The sequence below is a fragment of the Streptomyces sp. NPDC006711 genome, from assembly GCF_042869775.1.
Classification (GTDB): domain Bacteria; phylum Actinomycetota; class Actinomycetes; order Streptomycetales; family Streptomycetaceae; genus Streptomyces.
The window spans coordinates 1-17475 of the sequence record NZ_JBIAGO010000010.1; the positions used below are offsets into that span (position 1 = coordinate 1).

Consider the following 17475-nt stretch of genomic DNA (forward strand, 5'->3'; position numbering starts at 1 on the left):
GGGGGGGGGGGGGGGGGGGGGGGGGGGGGGGGGTGGTGGTTGGTTTCTGTGTCACCCGCGCCCCGGGGCGGGCGGGGGGGGGGGGCGGGGGGGGGCGGCCCCGCCCCCCACCACCCGGCCCGGTCCTGGTATCGGCAACCCCGGCCCGGCAACCCGGGCCCGGCAACCCCGGCCCGCCCGCCCCGGCACCGGCGGTACCCTCACGGCCCCCCACACCCGCGTTGTCCACAGGCCCCGCAGGCACACGCCCGCCATGCGCGACAATGAACAGATGACCACGCTCTCCATCGGCCCGCACACCGTGCAGCCGCCCGTGGTGCTCGCACCCATGGCCGGCATCACCAACGCCCCGTTCCGCACCCTGTGCCGTGAGTTCTCCGGCGGCAAGGGCCTGTTCGTCAGCGAGATGATCACGACGCGGGCGCTGGTCGAGCGCAACGAGAAGACCATGCAGCTCATCCACTTCGACGCGAGCGAGACCCCGCGCTCGATCCAGCTGTACGGAGTGGACCCGGTCACCGTCGGCAAGGCCGTCCGGATGATCGTGGACGAGGACCTGGCCGACCACATCGACCTCAACTTCGGCTGCCCCGTGCCCAAGGTGACGCGCAAGGGCGGCGGCTCCGCCCTGCCCTACAAGCGGCCGCTGCTGCGCGCGATCCTGCACGAGGCGGTGTCCAACGCGGGGGACCTGCCGGTCACCATGAAGATGCGCAAGGGCATCGACGAGGACCACATCACCTATCTCGACGCCGGACGGATCGCCGTCGAGGAGGGCGTCACCGCGATCGCCCTGCACGGCCGCACCGCCGCCCAGCACTACGGCGGCACCGCCGACTGGGAGGCCATCGCCCGCCTCAAGGAGCACGTCCCGGAGATCCCCGTGCTCGGCAACGGCGACATCTGGTCCGCCGAGGACGCGCTGCGCATGGTCAAGGAGACCGGCTGCGACGGCGTCGTGGTGGGCCGAGGATGCCTGGGGCGCCCCTGGCTCTTCGGCGACCTGGTGGCCGCCTTCGAGGGCACCGACTCCTTCGCGCGCCCCACCCTGCGCGCCGTCTCCGAGGTGATGCTGCGCCACGCCACGCTGCTGGGGGAGTGGATCGGCGACGAGAAGCGCGGTGTGATCGACTTCCGCAAGCACGTCGCCTGGTATCTGAAGGGGTTCGCGGTCGGTTCGACGCTGCGCAAGTCCCTCGCGGTGACCTCCTCCCTGGACGAACTGGCCGCTCAGTTGAGCGAGCTGGACCTGGACCAGTCGTGGCCGGACGGCGCCGACGGCCCGCGCGGCAGAACGTCCGGAAACAACCGGGTCGTCCTGCCGGACGGCTGGCTGAAGGACCCCTACGACTGCTCCGGCATCACGATGGAAGCCGAGCTCGACACCTCCGGCGGCTGATCCGGGCCGGTCCGGGCCGGTAGGAGCCGGTCCGATCCGGTCCGGGCCGCACCGGATCGTCCCGCCGAGCCGTCCGAGGGCCGAAATCCCGCTCGATCGAGCGCGTGATTCTCGCCACCCCTGATAGGGGTTGCGCTCAGATGAGCGCTTTCCGCGTGGCTGCATCTCTGAAAGGGGTGGCACTCAGTGCCACCCCTTCTGCGTTCACCTCATGAACTCACTTGCGGAGTCATCCGCTCCGATGGGCGCACATGTGCGGTTTTCCCGAGACTTCGTCTTCAAGTGTTGAAGAAGTGCCTGACCTACCCATTACGCGCCAGTCACTTTCGATCTGGTGGCGGACGGGTGGTTACGACCCCGTGACGCGCAAGTGGACGTACCCAGACACCTTCGATCTGGGTATGTTCCTCGCCGTCAGGGCAGCCACCGCGGATTCGAGGAGTCGAGACCCGTGTCGGAAGACAAAGACCTCCAGCACACCCAGAAGTTCGTCTACGACTTCACCGAGGGAAACAGGGACCTCAAGGACCTTCTCGGCGGCAAGGGCGCGAACCTCGCCGAGATGACCAACCTCGGCCTCCCGGTCCCGCCCGGGTTCACGATCACCACCGAGGCGTGCAAGGTCTACCTCGACAGCGGTGAGGAGCCCGCCGAGCTGCGCGACGAGGTCACCGCGCACCTGGACACCCTCCAGCAGACGATGGGCAAGAAGCTCGGCCAGGCCGACGACCCGCTGCTCGTCTCCGTCCGCTCCGGCGCCAAGTTCTCCATGCCCGGCATGATGGACACCGTCCTCAACATCGGTCTTTCCGACAAGTCGGTGGCCGGCCTCGCCAAGCAGTCCGGCGACGAGCGCTTCGCCTGGGACTCCTACCGCCGCCTCATCCAGATGTTCGGCAAGACCGTCCTCGGCGTCGACGGCGAGCTCTTCGAGGAAGCCCTTGAGGAGGCCAAGGCCGCCAAGAAGGTCACCATTGACACCGACCTCGACGCGAGCGACCTGAAGAAGCTCGTCAAGCACTTCAAGAAGATCGTCAAGGCGGAGGCCGGACGCGACTTCCCGCAGGACCCGCGCGAGCAGATGGACCTCGCGATCTGCTCGGTCTTCGAGTCGTGGAACACCGACCGCGCCAAGCTCTACCGCCGCCAGGAGCGCATCCCCGGCGACCTCGGCACGGCCGTCAACATCTGCTCCATGGTCTTCGGCAACCTCGGCCCCGACTCCGGCACCGGCGTCGCCTTCACCCGCGACCCCGCCTCCGGCCACCAGGGCGTGTACGGCGACTACCTCCAGAACGCGCAGGGCGAGGACGTCGTCGCCGGCATCCGCAACACCGTCGCGCTCGCCGACCTCGAGGGCATCGACAAGAAGTCCTACGACCAGCTCATGGGGATCATGGAGACCCTGGAGACCCACTACAAGGATCTCTGCGACATCGAGTTCACCATCGAGCGCGGCCAGCTGTGGATGCTCCAGACCCGCGTCGGCAAGCGCACCGCGGGCGCCGCCTTCCGCATCGCCACCCAGCTCGTGGACCAGGGGCTCATCGACGAGGCCGAGGCGCTGCAACGCGTCAACGGCGCCCAGCTCGCCCAGCTGATGTTCCCGCGCTTCGACGAGGACGCCAAGAGCGACCTGATCGGCCGGGGCATCGCCGCCTCGCCGGGCGCCGCCGTCGGCAAGGCCGTCTTCGACTCCTACACCGCCGTCAAGTGGTCGCGCTCGGGCGAGAAGGTCATCCTGATCCGCCGCGAGACCAACCCCGACGACCTCGACGGCATGATCGCCTCCGAGGGCATCCTGACCTCGCGCGGCGGCAAGACCTCCCACGCAGCCGTCGTCGCCCGGGGCATGGGCAAGACGTGCGTCTGCGGCGCCGAGGAGCTGGAGGTCGACACCAAGCGCCGCCGCATGACCACGCAGGCCGGCACCGTCATCGAAGAGGGCGACGTCGTCTCCATCGACGGCTCCACCGGCAAGGTCTACCTCGGCGAGGTGCCCGTCGTGCCCTCGCCGGTCGTGGAGTACTTCGAGGGCCGCATGCACGCCGGTGCCGACGACGCCGACGAACTGGTGGGCGCCGTGCACCGTGTCATGGCCTACGCCGACCGCGTACGCCGCCTGCGCGTGCGGGCCAACGCCGACAACGCCGAGGACGCCCTGCGCGCCCGGCGCTTCGGCGCCCAGGGCATCGGCCTGTGCCGCACCGAGCACATGTTCCTCGGTGAGCGGCGCGAGATGGTCGAGAAGCTGATCCTCGCCGACACCGACGACGAGCGCGAGACGGCACTCAGTGCCTTGCTGCCGCTCCAGAAGAAGGACTTCGTCGAGCTCTTCGAGGCGATGGACGGACTCCCCGTCACCGTGCGCCTCCTCGACCCGCCGCTGCACGAATTCCTGCCCGACATCACCGAGTTGTCGGTGCGCGTCGCGCTCGCGGAGTCCCGCAAGGACGCCAACGAGAACGATCTGCGCCTGCTCCAGGCCGTGCACAAGCTGCACGAGCAGAACCCGATGCTGGGCCTGCGCGGCGTACGCCTGGGTCTGGTCATCCCGGGCCTGTTCGCCATGCAGGTACGGGCGATCGCCGAGGCGGCCGCCGAGCGCAAGAGCGCCAAGGGCGACCCGCGCGCCGAGATCATGATCCCGCTGGTGGGCACCGTCCAGGAGCTGGAGATCGTCCGCGAGGAGGCCGACCAGGTCATCGCCGAGGTCGAGGCCGCCACCGGCACCGAACTCAAGCTGACCATCGGCACCATGATCGAGCTGCCCCGAGCCGCCCTGACGGCGGGTCAGATCGCCGAGGCCGCCCAGTTCTTCAGCTTCGGCACCAACGACCTGACCCAGACGGTGTGGGGCTTCTCCCGCGACGACGTCGAGGCCAGCTTCTTCACCGCCTACCTGGAGAAGGGCATCTTCGGGGTCTCGCCGTTCGAGACCATCGACAAGGACGGCGTCGGCGCGCTGGTGCGCTCCGCCGTCCAGGCCGGCCGCGCCACCCGCCCCGACCTCAAGCTCGGCGTCTGCGGCGAGCACGGCGGCGACCCCGAGTCGGTGCACTTCTTCCACGAGGTGGGCCTGGACTACGTGTCCTGCTCGCCCTTCCGCATCCCCGTCGCCCGCCTGGAAGCGGGCCGCGCGGCCGCCGTGCCCGGCGCCGGGGACAAGGGCAGCGACTCGCGCTGAGACCCCGCGGCCGCCGCCGGGTCCCCGACCCTCACCACCGATCCGGCGGCGGCCGCGGTCACAAGAAGGGGCAGCAACCCTGTGCGGGGGTGCTGCCCCTTTCGCGTGCGTCCGCGGTGTGTCCGCCCCGGGTAAGCGTTCGTCCGATGCCCGCGCGCCACCCGAAGCGGGTGTGCGAGCGCTTAATTCCGGTTGAATGGCGGACATTTAACGGGGAGGTGGCCGGAAATGCAGAGTGCGGTTCACGGATCCCCACCCGTGAACCGCACTCTGTCAACCACGCCGAGCACGGAGCCGCCACCTACGCCCACCGCCGCCAGAGCCCGCGAAGCCCCCCACGGTCTTCGCAGAATCTTTCCGGTCGGCTCGGTGTCGTGCCCGACGAGGTACAGCTTTTCGTCCCCGGTGCCCCTTCCGCGAGGCCTTTCAACTGTGGCTGAAAGGCCCGTGGTCACGGGCAGTGACGGGAGGCATACTCAGTCGAGTCGATCGGGGGATCAATTGCGGATGCAACACAACGCAACAGGTTGCAACACACTGGACAGGTGGGATTTCGGTGCTGCGCATTCATTTCACCGGCGAGGATCTGGCCCGGCTCCGTATGGCGCCGGGTCCTGACACGCTGTGGGAAACGATTCTCAGCTTTCACCGCTTAAGGGACCGGCGGGGCGCTTCCGTATTCGGTCAATGGCGACAGGAAACTCGTGGGCGGCTCAGCGGGAAAACACGATTGCTCTCCGCAGTCGTGCCCTGCCGGGGATATTTCCCCGACTTCCTCACCCCGCCCCAGGGCCCCCATTCCCTCGACGCCGGCCTCGAACGCATTCGGGAGACCGGCCTTGAGCGCCTGAACGCGGAACTCTCCCGGCTGCCCGGCGGCCGCCCCACCACCGGCTGGGCGGCCCGCCTCGCCGACGGCGGCCCCGGCCAACTCGCCCGCCTCACCGAGGCGTTGGCGGACTACCACCGCTCGGCCGTCTCCCCGTACTGGGCCCACATACAGACCCGGGTGGACGCCGACCGCGCCGCCCGGGGCCGCGCCCTGCTGAACGGCGGCGCCGGCGAACTCCTCGCCTCGCTGCCGCCGATGCTGCGCTGGCGCGCCCCCGTCCTGGAGGCGGACTACCCCGTGGAGCGCGACCTCCACCTGAACGGACGCGGGCTGCTGCTCCAGCCGTCCTACTTCTGCCGCCGCACCCCCGTCGCGCTCCACAACCCCAAGCTGCCGCCCGTGCTCGTCTACCCGGTCACCCACACCCAGGCGCCCTACGAATCCCCGCCCGCCCCCGACCGCGGCACCTCGCTCGGCCGGCTCGTCGGCCACACCCGCTCCAGCGTGCTGCACGCCATCGGCAACGGCTGCACCACCAGTGAACTCGCCCGCCGGGCCGGCGTCTCGCTCGCCTCGGCGAGCCAGCACGCCGGCGTCCTGCGCGACGCCGGCCTCCTGGTCACGCTGCGGCACGGCAACTCCGTCCTGCACACGCTCACCCCCCTCGGCTCCGCGCTCCTGTCCGGCGGCGCGCCGGCCGCGCCGCGCCGGCTTCAGTCCTCGATCCCCGAACGCTCCACGCCCGCCACGATGTAGCGCTGGAGCAGCAGGAAGACCACGACCAGCGGGACGATGGAGACGGCCGCCGCCACGAACAGCTCGTGCAGATGGACCACTTGGGCGGTCGTGAAGGTCGACAGGGCCACCTGCACCGTCCATGCCTGCCGGTCCTGCCCGATGACCAGCGGCCACAGAAAGGAATTCCAGGCACCGATGAACACAATGGTGCCGACGGCCGCGAACACCGGACGCGCATTGGGCACGACGATCCGCCAGTACGTCCGCCAATAGCCAAGACCGTCCACGCGCGCCGCGTCCTCCAACTCGCGTGGAAATCCCGTGAAGAACTGGCGGAAGACGAAGCACGCGAACCCCGAGAACAGCGTGGGGACGATCAGACCGCGCAAGCTGGACACCCATCCGAGCGACGAAACAAGAACGAAACTTGGTACGAACGTGACCGCCGCCGGAACCATCAGCGTGCCGATCACCGCGTAGAAGACCTGGCCCGCGAACCGGTACGGGATGCGCGCGAGCCCGTACCCCGCCAGGGAGGCCAGCAGCAGCGTGCCGAGCGTCGTCGCCACCGCGATCAGCGCCGAGTTGAGCAGCGAGCGCGCCATCGGCACCGCCGGATCGTCGAAGAGCTCCCGCACGTTCGACCAGTGCAGCGTGGAGGGGAAGAACGTCCACCCGGGCGAGGTGATGTCCTGCTCGGCCGCCAGACCGTTGCGCACCAGCAGATAGAAGGGGATCAAGAAGAGCAGCGCGAGCGCCACCAGGACCACCGCGCGCAGCGCGCGCCCCGCCCGCACCAGGGCGTCCTCGGGGCGCCCGCCCCCCTTGACCGGTGTCCTCCTGACCGGTGTCCTCACGCGTCCGTCTCCTTCCTGCCCAGGCCGAACCACCGCGCCTGGAACACCGTCACCACCGCGATGATCAGGGCGAGGATCACCGCGCCCGCGCTGCCCATCCCCAGGTTCTGGCCCTGGCCGAGCGCCGTGTAGTAGAGGTAGACCAGCGGCGGGCGGGCATAGGGCGGATAACCGCGCGCGTCGGAGAGCAGGTTGTAGAACTCGTCGAAGGCCTGGAAGGCGTTGATCACCAGGAGCAGGACCACCGCGACGGAGGTGGTGCGCAGCTGCGGGAAGGTGATGTGCCGGAACACCTGCCAGCCCGGCCGCGCGCCGTCCACGGCGGCCGCCTCGTACAGGCGCGGGCTGACGCGCTGGAGCCCCGCGAGGAAGAGGATCATGTAGAAACCGGCCTGGAGCCACAGCCGTACGGTCACGATGACCAGCCAGTACCAGGGCGGATGCGTCGTGGAGAGCCAGGCGGTCTGATCGGCGCCGAACCAGCCGAGCACCGTGTTCGCCAGGCCGAACCGTACCCCGCTGAAGATCGACATCTTCCAGATCAGGGCGGCCACCACATACGAACAGGCGGCGGGCAGGAAGAAGACCGAGCGGAAGAACGCCTGGAAGCGGCGGATCCGGTTCACCATCAGCGCGAGCCCCAGCGCGAGGGCGTAGGTCGCCGGCACGATGAAGAGCGAGAACACCGCGAAAGTGGCGAGGCTGGAGGTGAACGCGTCGTCGCGCAGCATCGCGGCGTAGTTGTCCAGGCCCACGAAGTCGGTCGGTGAGACGGTGTTGTGGGCGTCGAAGAAGCTGAGGTAGACGCTCCACAGGAGCGGGACGTAGGTGAACAGGGCCAGGCCGGCGGCGAAGGGGCCGACGAAGATCCAGAACCAGAGGGTGTCGCCGGAGCGGCGGCGCGCGGGGGAGGGGCGCGGCGCGGGGCGCCGCATCGCAGGGCGTGGCGTCGAGGGGCGTGGCGTCGGGGGGCGTGACATAGAGGGGCGTCGCATCGCTGTCAGTGCTTCTTCATTCGCTGAAGTTCGTCATTGGTTTGACGGATGACAGATTTCAGCTCACTGTCAGGGCTCGCCCCGTCCTTGATGATCCGGTTCAGCGCGTCCTGGTAGGCGCTCTGGAGCGTCGGCGTCCACAGCAGCGGCTGCGCGTAGCCGTGGTCGGTCACGAACGTGACGGCGTCGGCGGCGGCCCCCTCGCGCAGCTTGGCCGCCTTCTTGGCGAGCGAGAGCCGCGCGGGAATGTGGAAACCGTAGCTCAGCGCGAAGTCCTCCTGGTAGTCGGCGCGTTCGACCCACAGCCACTTCACATACGCCTTCGCCTCGGCCTGGTGCTTCGAGCGGGCCGACACCGCGGCGGCGTACGCGCCCACCGGTACCGACGGTTTGCCGGCCGGGCCGTCCTTGGGGAACGGCAGCACCCCGAAGTCGTCCCCGAGCGCCTGGCGCACGGCGGGCAGCGCCCACAGGCCCGACCACTGCATCGCGGTGAGGCCCTGGGTGAAGGCGGCCGGGTCCGACCAGTCGGACGGCGCGCCGAGCAGCAGCGACTTGTCGGCGTACAGCTGGCGCAGCTTGCCGAGCGTACGGGCCGCCGCCGGGTCGTCGAAGCCGGGCCGGCCGTCGTCGGTGACCAGGCTGAGGCCGGCCGCGTACAGCGGCGTACCGCCAAGGACGCCCGCCCCGCCGTCGTTGCCGAGGAAAAGCCCCTTGACCTTGTTCCGCGTCAACGCCTTGGCGGCGTCCACGAGTTGGTCGAGGGTGGCGGGCGGCTGGACGCCTGCCGCGGCCAGCAGGCTCTTGCGGTAGTAGAGGAACTGCGTGTCGATCACCTGGGGGACGCCCCAGATTCTGCCGTCGTACGTCTTCGGCGCGAGCACGGCCGGGTTGAAGTCGTCGCGCACGCCATCGAGCAGCGCGCTCAGATCGGTGACCTGGCCGCCCCTGATCTGGTCCAGGGTCGGCCCGTTGACCTCGAAGACGTCCGGACCGGAGTCGGTGAGCAGGGCGGCCGCGGTCTGCTGGTCGTAATTGCCGGGGCGCCACTGCACGGTGACCTTCGCCTTGCCGTAGGCGGCCGCGTAGCGACGCACCGCGGCCTCGGTGCCGGGCTCGCCGTACTGGTGGTACCACTGGCTGAGCGTGACACCCCCGCCCGGCGAACTTCCCTGGTCGCGGCCGGTGTTGGAGCCGCAGGCGGTGAGCAGGCCGAGTGCGGCCCCGGTGCCGAGCAGTGTCCGGCGGCTGATCGTCATGGCGGGCGCCCCCCTGTTCGTCATGTGGCTGTACGGCTCAACGATCAACCATGCAGGGGGATTACGACAGGGGTATTGCCAGGATGTGTCGGCCCGCGCCGGGCCGCCGCCGCGTCGCCCGGCGCTCAGGCCTCCCGGCGCGCGGGCGGCGCTCCGAGCCGCAGGCGCAGCCGGCAGATCACCGCGTCGGTGTCCCTGCGCACCGCGTGCGCCAGGACCGCGCCGCGCTGGTTCTGGAGCACCCGCTGCCAGATGTGCGCGGGCTCCACCTCCGGGATGAGGACGGTGACACGGGTGCGCGGATGGTAGGTGTGGACGCGGCGCACATAGGCGGCGACCGGACGGCCAAGACCCCGGTGTTCGCAGGCCAGCTCGACCAGCTCGACGCCCGGACTCCACCGCTCCCAGTCCCGGCGCAGCGCCTGTGCTTGGGGCCGGTCCTCCTCGTCGAGGTGGCTGACGGTCACCGCCCGCACCTCATCGCCCAGCGAGACCGCCGCGTTCAGGGCCTCGCGGGTCAGCCGGGACAGGTGCGACACCGGCACGATCACCAACGACCGGTCGCGGCAGGGCGGTTCGGGCAGGCGGCCCAGATCCAGGCGTTCGGCGATCCGCCCGTACGCGCGGTGGACCGCCTCCAGGACGAGCACCAGCAGCGGCAGCGCGACGACGATCAGCCAGGCGCCGTCGGTGAACTTGGTGGCGGTGACCACGACCGCCGCGACACCGGTCAGGGCCGCGCCGAAACCGTTGAGCAGGACCTTGCGGGACCGGCCGGGTGCGCCCTCGCGGCACCAGTGGACCACCATGCCGCCCTGGCAGATCGTGAAGCCGACGAAGACACCGATGGCGAAGAGCGGGACCAGCGTGTTGGTGTCGCCGCCGGAGAACACCAGGAGCACCGCGGAGACGGCGGCCAGCGCCAGCACACCGTGCCGGTGCACCTGCCGGTCGGCCTTGAGGGCGAACACGTGCGGCAGATAGTGGTCCCGGGCCAGCAGCGACATCAGCAGGGGCAGCCCGCCGAAGGAGGTGTTGGCGGCCAGCGCGAGCAGCACGACGGTGGCGAACTGCACGACGTAGAACGCCCAGGTGTGGCCGAGGGAGGCGTCCGCGAGCTGGGCCAGGACGGTGACGCCTTCGGCCGGCTGGAGGTGGAAGCGGCCGATCAGCACCGCGAGACCGATCAGCATGGCCCCGAGCAGTGCGCCGAGCGCCACCTCGGTGCGCTGGGCGCGCCGGGCGGCGGGGGCGCGGAAGGAGGGCACCGCGTTGGCGACGGCCTCCACGCCCGTCAGCGCGGAACAGCCCGAAGCGAAGGCCTTGAGCAGCAGCAGCGCGCCGACCCCGGTCGCGTTGCCCGCGAGGACGGAGGTGTGGCCGTCGGCGGTGTACGTGGACGCGGGCGCCGCCCGGAACAGGCCCACCACCACGATCGCCCCGATCGCGGCGACGAAGACGGCGCTGGGCACGACGAACAGCTTCGCGGACTCCACCACGCCCCGCAGATTGACGGCGGTGACCAGCGCCAGGGCGGCCAGGCACAGCGCGAGCCGGTGTCCGTACAGGCCAGGGAACGCCGACGTCAGGGCGGCCACCCCGGCGGTGACGGAGACCGCCACGTTCAAGACGTAGTCCAGGATCAGGCAGGCCGCCGCGACCAGGCTCGCGCGGGTCCCCAGGTGCCTGCGGGCCACCGCGTAGGAGCCGCCGCCGTCCGGGAAGGCCGCGATGACCTGCCGGTAGGAGGCGACGAGCACCGCGAGCAGCGCGGCGATGGCGAGCGTCACGGGCAGCGTGAAACCGAGCCCGTTTCCGCCGGCGGCGGCCAGGACCAGGACGATGGCCTCGGGCCCGTACGCCACCGACGCCAGCGCGTCCAGGGCGAGCGCGGCGAGCCCCTGCGTGGCGGTGAGCCGGTGCCGGTCGCCCCCGCGGGGGCGCTGTCCGGGGGCCGCGCCCTGGGCGACGGCCTTCGACATGGTGAGCATGGACCCAGCGTGCGGGCCGCTCGGGCACCCGCCGGGCGCCCTTGGCGCCCCCCTGTCGCGCGGAACACGCATCCATACGCGCTCTTGGCGGCCGCTCTTCGCGGCGGACGGAAAAACAAACCCGGCGGGGCGATGAGTTTTCGCGCGGCTTGCCGTCTACCCCTCGTACAGCCGACACCACCCACGAGGGAGCACACCATGCCCACCATGATCTTCGTCAATCTGCCGGTGAAGGACCTGGAGCGCTCGAAGGAGTTCTTCGGCAAGCTGGGCTACTCCTTCAACCCCCAGTTCACCGACGAGAACGCGGGCTGCCTGGTCATCAGCGACACCATCTACGCCATGCTCCTGACCGAGCCGTTCTTCAAGGGGTTCACCCAGCGGGAGATCGCCGACACCGCGACGACGGTCGAGTCGATCGTCTGCCTGAGCGCGGACAGCCGCCAGGAGGTGGACCGCCTCGTCGACACCGCCCTGGCCGGCGGCGGCTCGCCCGCCAACGACACCATGGAGCAGGGCCCGATGTACGGCCGCTCCTTCCTGGACCCCGACGGCCACCACTGGGAGGTCATGTACATGGACCCGGCCGCGGTCAACGCCTGAGAGCCGCCCGGGCCGCCCCGAGCCGCCGGAGCAGCGCACGGTCCGGGCCGCCCGTCCCGTACGTCACAGCGCCTCGTAGGTGACGCCGGTGAGCCGCTGGGAGGCCGCCCACAGCAGTTCACCGGCGTCGTCGTCGCGGGTCCAGGGCGCCCGCCAGGACGGGCCGGGCGCGCCGCGCAACCCCATCAGGGACGGCCCGGTGAACGAGTCGGGCCGCACCCCGGGCGCGGTCGCCGCGTACAAGGTGGGCAGCGCGCCGGTCTCGGCGGGCTGGGCCACCAGGCGGTTGCCGAGCTTGACGATCCGCTCGGCGGCCCCGCGGCCCTCCATGCGCACGGCCCGCGTCTGGAGGTTGGTGTCGGTGTAACCGGGGTGCGCGGCCGCCGCGACCACGGGGGAGTTCGCCGCGCCGAGCCGCCGCGCGAGTTCGTGGACGAAGAGCAGGTTGGCGGACTTGGAGCGCCCGTAGGCGATCCAACGCCGGTAGCGCCGCTCACTGTTGAGGTCACGGATGTCGATGGTGGACAGCACGTGCAGGCCGCTCGACACGCTCACCACGCGGGCCGCCCCGGCCGCCCGCAGCCGGGGCAGGAGCAGCCCGGTGAGCGCGAAGTGGCCCAGGTGGTTGACCCCGAACTGCGTCTCGAAGCCGTCGGCGGTGCGGCCGTGGGGGAGCGCCATCACGCCCGCGTTGTTGATGAGCAGATCGAGCCGGGAGCCGGGCAGCGCGGCGGCGAACTCCCGCACCGAGGCGAGATCGGCGAGGTCGAGCCGGCGAAACTCCGCCCGCGCGCCGGGGACTTCGCGGCGGATGTGCTCCTCGGCCGCCCGCCCCCGCTCCTGGCTGCGGCAGGCGAGCACCACCCGCGCGCCGCGACGGGCGAGCTCGCGCGCCGTGACGAGACCTATGCCGCTGTTCGCCCCGGTGACCACGGCCGTGCGGCCGCTCTGATCGGGGATGTCCTGAGCGTTCCAGCCACCAGTCATACCGCCACCGTACCGCTCGGTATGCGGGTGGGCGGGGGCGGGTGAGACCCCGCCGGTCAGGCGGAGGCGGCCGTGCCGGAACGCTCGGTCGCATACGTCCGCACGGCGTGCGCCTCGTCGTCGAGGCAGGCGCCGGTCTCCAGGTCGAAGCGGTGTTTGAGGAGCGGGGACGCGACATAGGGGCGGCCCTGCGGCGTGGAGCCGAGCAGCCCGCGCGACAGGACGTAGGCGCCGGTGACCGGATCGCGGTTGTCGATGGCGTAGGTACGGCCGTGCCGGTCGGTGAAGACGGCGGCCTGGCGGCCGTCGGGCAGCAGCGCGGCCACCCCGCGCCCGGGAGTGAGCCGTGCGGCCTCGCACACCGCGAACCAGCCTTCTTCCAGCTGGAGATGGACCATGGTCATCGGGTGGCTCCCAGGGTGAGGAGGGGCAGTTCGGGTTTGATCTGGTCGCGTTCGGCGACGAAGCGGACCGAGGGGTCGGGCGCGCCGGGCGCGTTCACGAACGAGACGAAGCGGGCGAGCCGTTCGGGGTCGTCCAGGGTCCCCGCCCACTCGTCGCGGTAGCCGGCCACATGCGCGGCCATCAGGGACTCCAGTTCGGCGCAGATGCCGAGCGAGTCGTTCACCACCACGTCCCTGACGTGGGCGAGGCCGCCCTCGATGCGCTCCAGCCACACCGAGGTGCGCTCCAGGCGGTCGGCGGTGCGGATGTAGAACATCAGGAATCTGTCGATCAGACGGACAAGTTCGTCATCTGTCAGGTCCTGGGCCAACAGGTCGGCGTGGCGTGGGCTCGCGCCGCCGTTGCCGCCGACGTACAGGTTCCAGCCGTTGGCCGTGGCGATCACACCGAAGTCCTTGGATTGGGCCTCGGCGCACTCGCGGGCGCAGCCCGAGACCGCGGACTTCAGCTTGTGCGGCGAGCGCAGCCCCCGGTAGCGCAGCTCCAGGTCGATCGCCATCCGCACCGAGTCCTGCACGCCGTAGCGGCACCAGCTCTGGCCGACACACGACTTGACCGTACGCAGCGACTTGCCGTACGCGTGCCCGGACTCGAAGCCGGCGTCCACCAACCGGGCCCAGATGAGGGGAAGTTGGTCGACCCGGGCGCCGAACAGGTCGATGCGCTGGCCGCCCGTGATCTTGGTGTACAGGCCGAAGTCCCGGGCCACCTCGCCGATCGCGATGAGCTTGTCCGGGGTGATCTCGCCGCCGGGAATGCGCGGCACGACCGAGTAGGAGCCGTTGCGCTGCAAGTTGGCCAGGAAGTGGTCGTTGGTGTCCTGGAGCGCGGCCTGTTCGCCGTCCAGGATGTGCCCGTTGCCGAGGGCGGCCAGGATCGAGGCGACGGTCGGCTTGCAGATATCGCATCCCTCGCCGCCGCGCGCCCCGGCGCGCCCGTGCCCGTCGAGCAGTTCGGTGAAGGTCGTCAGACGCAGCGCGAGCGCGATCTCGTACAGCTCCTGGCGGCTCTGGGCGAAGCAGGCGCAGAGCCCGTCGTCACCGGACTTCTGCAGCAGCTGCCCGATGGTCTTGACGCAACTGCCGCAGCCCGTACCGGCTTTGGTGCACTTCTTGACCTCGGGCAGCGAGGCGCAGGCGGTGATCGCTCCCTTGGTGACGTTGTGGCAGGAGCAGATGACCGCGTCGTCGGGCAGCGACTCGGGGCCGAGCGCGGCCGGCGCGCCGAGCCCGGCGGGCAGGACCAGCTGCTCGGGGGCGACGGGCGGCACGTGCCCGGTGAGTGGGCGCAGCATGCCGTACGCGTCGGCGTCGCCGACCAGGACGCCGCCGAGCAGGGCGCCATCCGCCGACATGACGAGCTTCTTGTAGACGCCGGAGCGGGAATCGGAGTAGACGACGTCGAGGCAGCCCGGCGCGGCGCCGTGCGCGTCGCCGAAGGACGCCACGTCGACGCCGAGCAGCTTCAGTTTGGTCGACAGGTCGGCGCCGGTGAAGGCGCGGCGGGCGGTGGCGGCGATGGTGTCGGCGGCGGTCTGCGCCATGTCGTAGCCGGGCGCGACCAGGCCGTAGACCCGGCCGTCGGCGGCCAGCGCGCACTCGCCGATCGCGAAGACGGCCGGGTCGCTGGTGCGGCACTGCTCGTCGACGACGACGCCGCCGCGCTCGCCGACCGTGAGGCCGCAGGCGCGGGCCAGCTGGTCGCGGGGGCGGACGCCGGCGGAGAAGACCACGAGATCGGTTGACAGATGAGAGCTGTCAGAAAGTGTCATCCCGCTGACGCGTCCCTCATCGTCGGCGGTGATCTCCTGGGTCCCCACACCGGTGTGCACGGTGAGGCCCATGTTCTCGATGGTGCGCAGCAGCGCGGCGCCGCCGCCCTCGTCGACCTGGACCGGCATCAGCCGGGGCGCGAACTCCACGATGTGGGTGTCCAGGCCCAGCCCGCGCAGCGCGCCGGCCGCCTCGAGACCGAGCAGCCCGCCGCCCACCACCGCGCCGGTCGTCGCGGTCTTCGCGTACGCCTCGATGGCGAGCAGGTCCTCGATCGTGCGGTAGACGAAGCAGCCGGGGATGTCCTTGCCGGGCACGGGCGGCACGAACGGGTAGGAGCCGGTCGCCAGGACGAGCGTGTCGTAGGCGAAGGTGCGGCCCGAGCGGGCGGTGACGGTGCGCGCCGCCCGGTCGATGGAGGCGGCCGGGTCGTCCACGTACAGCTCGATGCCGTGTTCGCCGAGGAATCCGTCGGGGACCAGGCTGAGTTCGTCGGGCGTGCGGCCCTCGAAGTAGGAGGTGAGGTGGACGCGGTCGTAGGCCGGGCGGGGCTCCTCGCACAGCACGACCACCCGGGTCCGCGCGGTCGCGCCGCGCTCGGCCAGGGCCTCCAGGAAGCGCTGGCCGACCATGCCGTGGCCGACGACCACGAGGGTGGGAAGGTGTTCGGTGGGCACGTCAGGAACCTCCGTCGTGGGTGAGCAGATGGAGCAGGGACGCGTCGGGCAGCGGCTCGTCGCCCTCCCAGGCGCGCGCGAGCGTCCCGACCGCGCCGAGGTCGCCGAGGAGTACGCCCCCCACCAGGCGGTCGCCGCGCACGACGACCTTGCGGTAGGCGCCCCGGGTGGCGTCCGCGAGATGGGCCACGTCGTCGCCGGGGCGGGGCGTGGGTTCCCCGAACGCGGCCAGGTCGAGGGGGCGCGGGCCGCCGAGGGTGAGCCGGGTCAGGCCCCGGGTGCCGGGGTAGGAACCGCGTCCGGTGGCGAGCAACGCGCCCAGCGTGTCGGCCTGTTCGAGCGCCGCGCCAGCCCGCCCGTACACCGTGCCCCGGTGCTCGGCGCAGTCGCCGACGGCGTGGATGAAGGGGTCGGACGTACGCAGTTCGTCGTCGACGACGACGCCCTGGCGGACGTCGAGCCCGGCGTCGCGCGCCAGCCCGGTCCTGGGGCGCACGCCGGTGGCGAGGACGACGAGTTCGGCGCCGAGCACGAAGCCGTCGGCGAGCTCGACGTCGGTGCCGGCCGGCCCGGTGAGCCCGCGCACCCGGCACTCGGTGTGCACCTCGACGCCGAGGACTTCGAGGTGCGCCCGCACCAATGACGAGGCCTGCGCGTCGAGTTGACGCTCCATCAGGCGCGCGCCCTGCTGGGCCAGGACGACCTGCGTCCCGCGTTCGGCGAGCGCCCGCGCCGCCATCACCCCCAGCAGGCCGCCGCCGATGACGACCGCGCGGGCGCCGGCCCGGGCTCGTTCGCGCAGCGCGAGCGCGTCGTCGAGAGTGCGGAAGGGGTGCACGCCGTCGGGGAGGCGGCCCTCGCGAAGGCCTCTCAGCGGGGGCAGGACCGGGTTGGAGCCGGTCGCGAGCACGAGCCGGCCATAGGGGACGGCGCGGCCGTCGTCGCAGTGCACCACCCGGGCCGCGCGGTCGATGCGCACCGCCCGCACGCCCCGCCGCACCGGTACCGGGGGCAGGGCCGTCACCTCGGGCCCGTACCGTCCGGCCAGCACCTCGGCGAGGAGCACCCGGTTGTACGGTGCGTGGGTCTCCTCCCCGATGACGGTCACCGGGACATGCCGGGCCAGGCGGGCACCCGCTGTGCCGCCGCCGATCACCACGATGTCCGTACTCATGTGCCCAGCGTGCGCGGCGGCTGTTTCCCGGCCGCATCCCGCCGATTACCGGCGGGGAACCTTGAGCTCAGCGGGGCGGGGGGAGGGGTGTGAGGGGACGGGGGGTGAGGCGAGGGGTGGTGGCTGGGGGTGGGGTAAACCGAACCTGCAAGATCCGTGCTGGCACGATCGAAAGGGCGGGCCCGGGGCGGGAGCCTTGACGCATGGACCTCGACCAGCGGCATTCCGCACTCCCACCGGCCCGGCCGGGCACGCACAGCCCCGCCCATCGGACACCGCGCGCCGTCACGGCCACCGGCGCGCCTCGCGCCGCGCCGCCGGGCGCCGGGGCGGCTGTCCCGGACGCACCGCGCTCCGATCGGCACCCTCAGCACGCCCAGCGACTCCAGTCGGCCCACCACGCCCGGTTGGCCCAGCACGCTCAGCCGGCCCAGCACGCCCAGCCGGCCCACCACGCCCGGCGCGCGGGAGGCCGGGGCCCGGACTGGAAGGGGATACCCCAGGAGCCGTTCCGGGCTCGGACATGGCTGCCCATACCG

12 protein-coding genes are annotated in these 17475 nt (G+C 71.4%); 4 read left to right on the plus strand and 8 right to left on the minus strand.

What is annotated here, in order from left to right; genetic code table 11:
* Nucleotides 1-253 precede the first annotated feature (253 nt).
* The 3 genes from dusB (at nucleotide 254) to ACFYM2_RS20500 (ending at nucleotide 6174) form a co-directional block, all read left to right on the plus strand.
* Nucleotides 254-1399: a tRNA dihydrouridine synthase DusB gene (gene dusB / locus ACFYM2_RS20490; protein ID WP_358999922.1), complete on the plus strand. Its 1146-nt coding sequence runs from the start codon at nucleotides 254-256 to the stop codon at nucleotides 1397-1399.
* 451 nt (nucleotides 1400-1850) lie between these two features.
* Nucleotides 1851-4586 carry a pyruvate, phosphate dikinase gene (gene ppdK, locus ACFYM2_RS20495; RefSeq protein ID WP_358999919.1) on the plus strand — a complete coding sequence of 912 codons (2736 nt, stop codon included), beginning with the start codon at nucleotides 1851-1853 and terminating at the stop codon, nucleotides 4584-4586.
* 556 nt (nucleotides 4587-5142) lie between these two features.
* On the plus strand, nucleotides 5143-6174 hold the full coding sequence (locus ACFYM2_RS20500) for a helix-turn-helix domain-containing protein (protein ID WP_358999916.1): 1032 nt from the start codon (nucleotides 5143-5145) through the stop codon (nucleotides 6172-6174).
* Here ACFYM2_RS20500 and ACFYM2_RS20505 read toward each other — a convergent pair.
* The 4 genes from ACFYM2_RS20505 to ACFYM2_RS20520 form a co-directional block, all read right to left on the minus strand.
* Nucleotides 6132-7013 carry a carbohydrate ABC transporter permease gene (locus tag ACFYM2_RS20505; RefSeq protein ID WP_388837850.1) on the minus strand — a complete coding sequence of 294 codons (882 nt, stop codon included), beginning with the start codon at nucleotides 7011-7013 and terminating at the stop codon, nucleotides 6132-6134. The genes ACFYM2_RS20500 and ACFYM2_RS20505 overlap by 43 nt on opposite strands.
* Nucleotides 7010-7948 (minus strand): carbohydrate ABC transporter permease, encoded by a 939-nt coding sequence (locus ACFYM2_RS20510; protein ID WP_388837853.1) that lies wholly within the window; start codon nucleotides 7946-7948, stop codon nucleotides 7010-7012. The genes ACFYM2_RS20505 and ACFYM2_RS20510 overlap by 4 nt, the downstream gene beginning before the upstream one ends.
* Nucleotides 7949-8013: 65 nt before the next feature.
* Nucleotides 8014-9267 carry a sugar ABC transporter substrate-binding protein gene (locus tag ACFYM2_RS20515; protein ID WP_358999911.1) on the minus strand — a complete coding sequence of 418 codons (1254 nt, stop codon included), beginning with the start codon at nucleotides 9265-9267 and terminating at the stop codon, nucleotides 8014-8016.
* Nucleotides 9268-9392: 125 nt separating this feature from the next.
* Nucleotides 9393-11249, minus strand: a complete 1857-nt coding sequence (locus ACFYM2_RS20520) for an APC family permease (protein WP_388838366.1) — start codon at nucleotides 11247-11249, stop codon at nucleotides 9393-9395.
* 207 nt (nucleotides 11250-11456) lie between these two features.
* Here ACFYM2_RS20520 and ACFYM2_RS20525 point away from each other — a divergent pair, with 207 nt between their 5' ends.
* Nucleotides 11457-11861: a VOC family protein gene (locus tag ACFYM2_RS20525; protein WP_358999908.1), complete on the plus strand. Its 405-nt coding sequence runs from the start codon at nucleotides 11457-11459 to the stop codon at nucleotides 11859-11861.
* Nucleotides 11862-11924: 63 nt separating this feature from the next.
* Here the strand turns inward: ACFYM2_RS20525 and ACFYM2_RS20530 are convergent, their stop codons facing one another.
* Genes ACFYM2_RS20530 through ACFYM2_RS20545 form a run of 4 tightly spaced genes read right to left on the minus strand, consistent with a single transcriptional unit; the run spans nucleotide 11925 to nucleotide 16936 of the window.
* On the minus strand, nucleotides 11925-12848 hold the full coding sequence (locus ACFYM2_RS20530) for an oxidoreductase (protein ID WP_388837857.1): 924 nt from the start codon (nucleotides 12846-12848) through the stop codon (nucleotides 11925-11927).
* A gap of 56 nt (nucleotides 12849-12904) precedes the next feature.
* Nucleotides 12905-13252, minus strand: a complete 348-nt coding sequence (gene nirD / locus ACFYM2_RS20535) for a nitrite reductase small subunit NirD (protein ID WP_358999902.1) — start codon at nucleotides 13250-13252, stop codon at nucleotides 12905-12907.
* Nucleotides 13249-15717, minus strand: a complete 2469-nt coding sequence (nirB, locus tag ACFYM2_RS20540) for a nitrite reductase large subunit NirB (RefSeq protein WP_388838369.1) — start codon at nucleotides 15715-15717, stop codon at nucleotides 13249-13251. Before nirB ends, nirD begins: the two co-directional genes overlap by 4 nt.
* Before the next feature lie 46 nt (nucleotides 15718-15763).
* Nucleotides 15764-16936 carry an NAD(P)/FAD-dependent oxidoreductase gene (locus ACFYM2_RS20545; RefSeq protein ID WP_388837860.1) on the minus strand — a complete coding sequence of 391 codons (1173 nt, stop codon included), beginning with the start codon at nucleotides 16934-16936 and terminating at the stop codon, nucleotides 15764-15766.
* Nucleotides 16937-17475: the final 539 nt, after the last annotated feature.

Coding starts and splice junctions, on each gene's coding strand:
- dusB (WP_358999922.1), top strand. CDS start 254: ATGCGCGACAATGAACAGATGACCACGCTCTCCATCGGCCCGCACACC.
- ACFYM2_RS20520 (WP_388838366.1), bottom strand. CDS start 11,249: ATGTCGAAGGCCGTCGCCCAGGGCGCGGCCCCCGGACAGCGCCCCCGC.
- ACFYM2_RS20530 (WP_388837857.1), bottom strand. CDS start 12,848: ATGACTGGTGGCTGGAACGCTCAGGACATCCCCGATCAGAGCGGCCGC.
- nirD (WP_358999902.1), bottom strand. CDS start 13,252: ATGACCATGGTCCATCTCCAGCTGGAAGAAGGCTGGTTCGCGGTGTGC.
- ACFYM2_RS20510 (WP_388837853.1), bottom strand. CDS start 7,948: ATGCGGCGCCCCGCGCCGCGCCCCTCCCCCGCGCGCCGCCGCTCCGGC.
- ACFYM2_RS20545 (WP_388837860.1), bottom strand. CDS start 16,936: ATGAGTACGGACATCGTGGTGATCGGCGGCGGCACAGCGGGTGCCCGC.
- nirB (WP_388838369.1), bottom strand. CDS start 15,717: ATGGTCGGCCAGCGCTTCCTGGAGGCCCTGGCCGAGCGCGGCGCGACC.
- ACFYM2_RS20525 (WP_358999908.1), top strand. CDS start 11,457: ATGCCCACCATGATCTTCGTCAATCTGCCGGTGAAGGACCTGGAGCGC.
- ACFYM2_RS20515 (WP_358999911.1), bottom strand. CDS start 9,267: ATGACGATCAGCCGCCGGACACTGCTCGGCACCGGGGCCGCACTCGGC.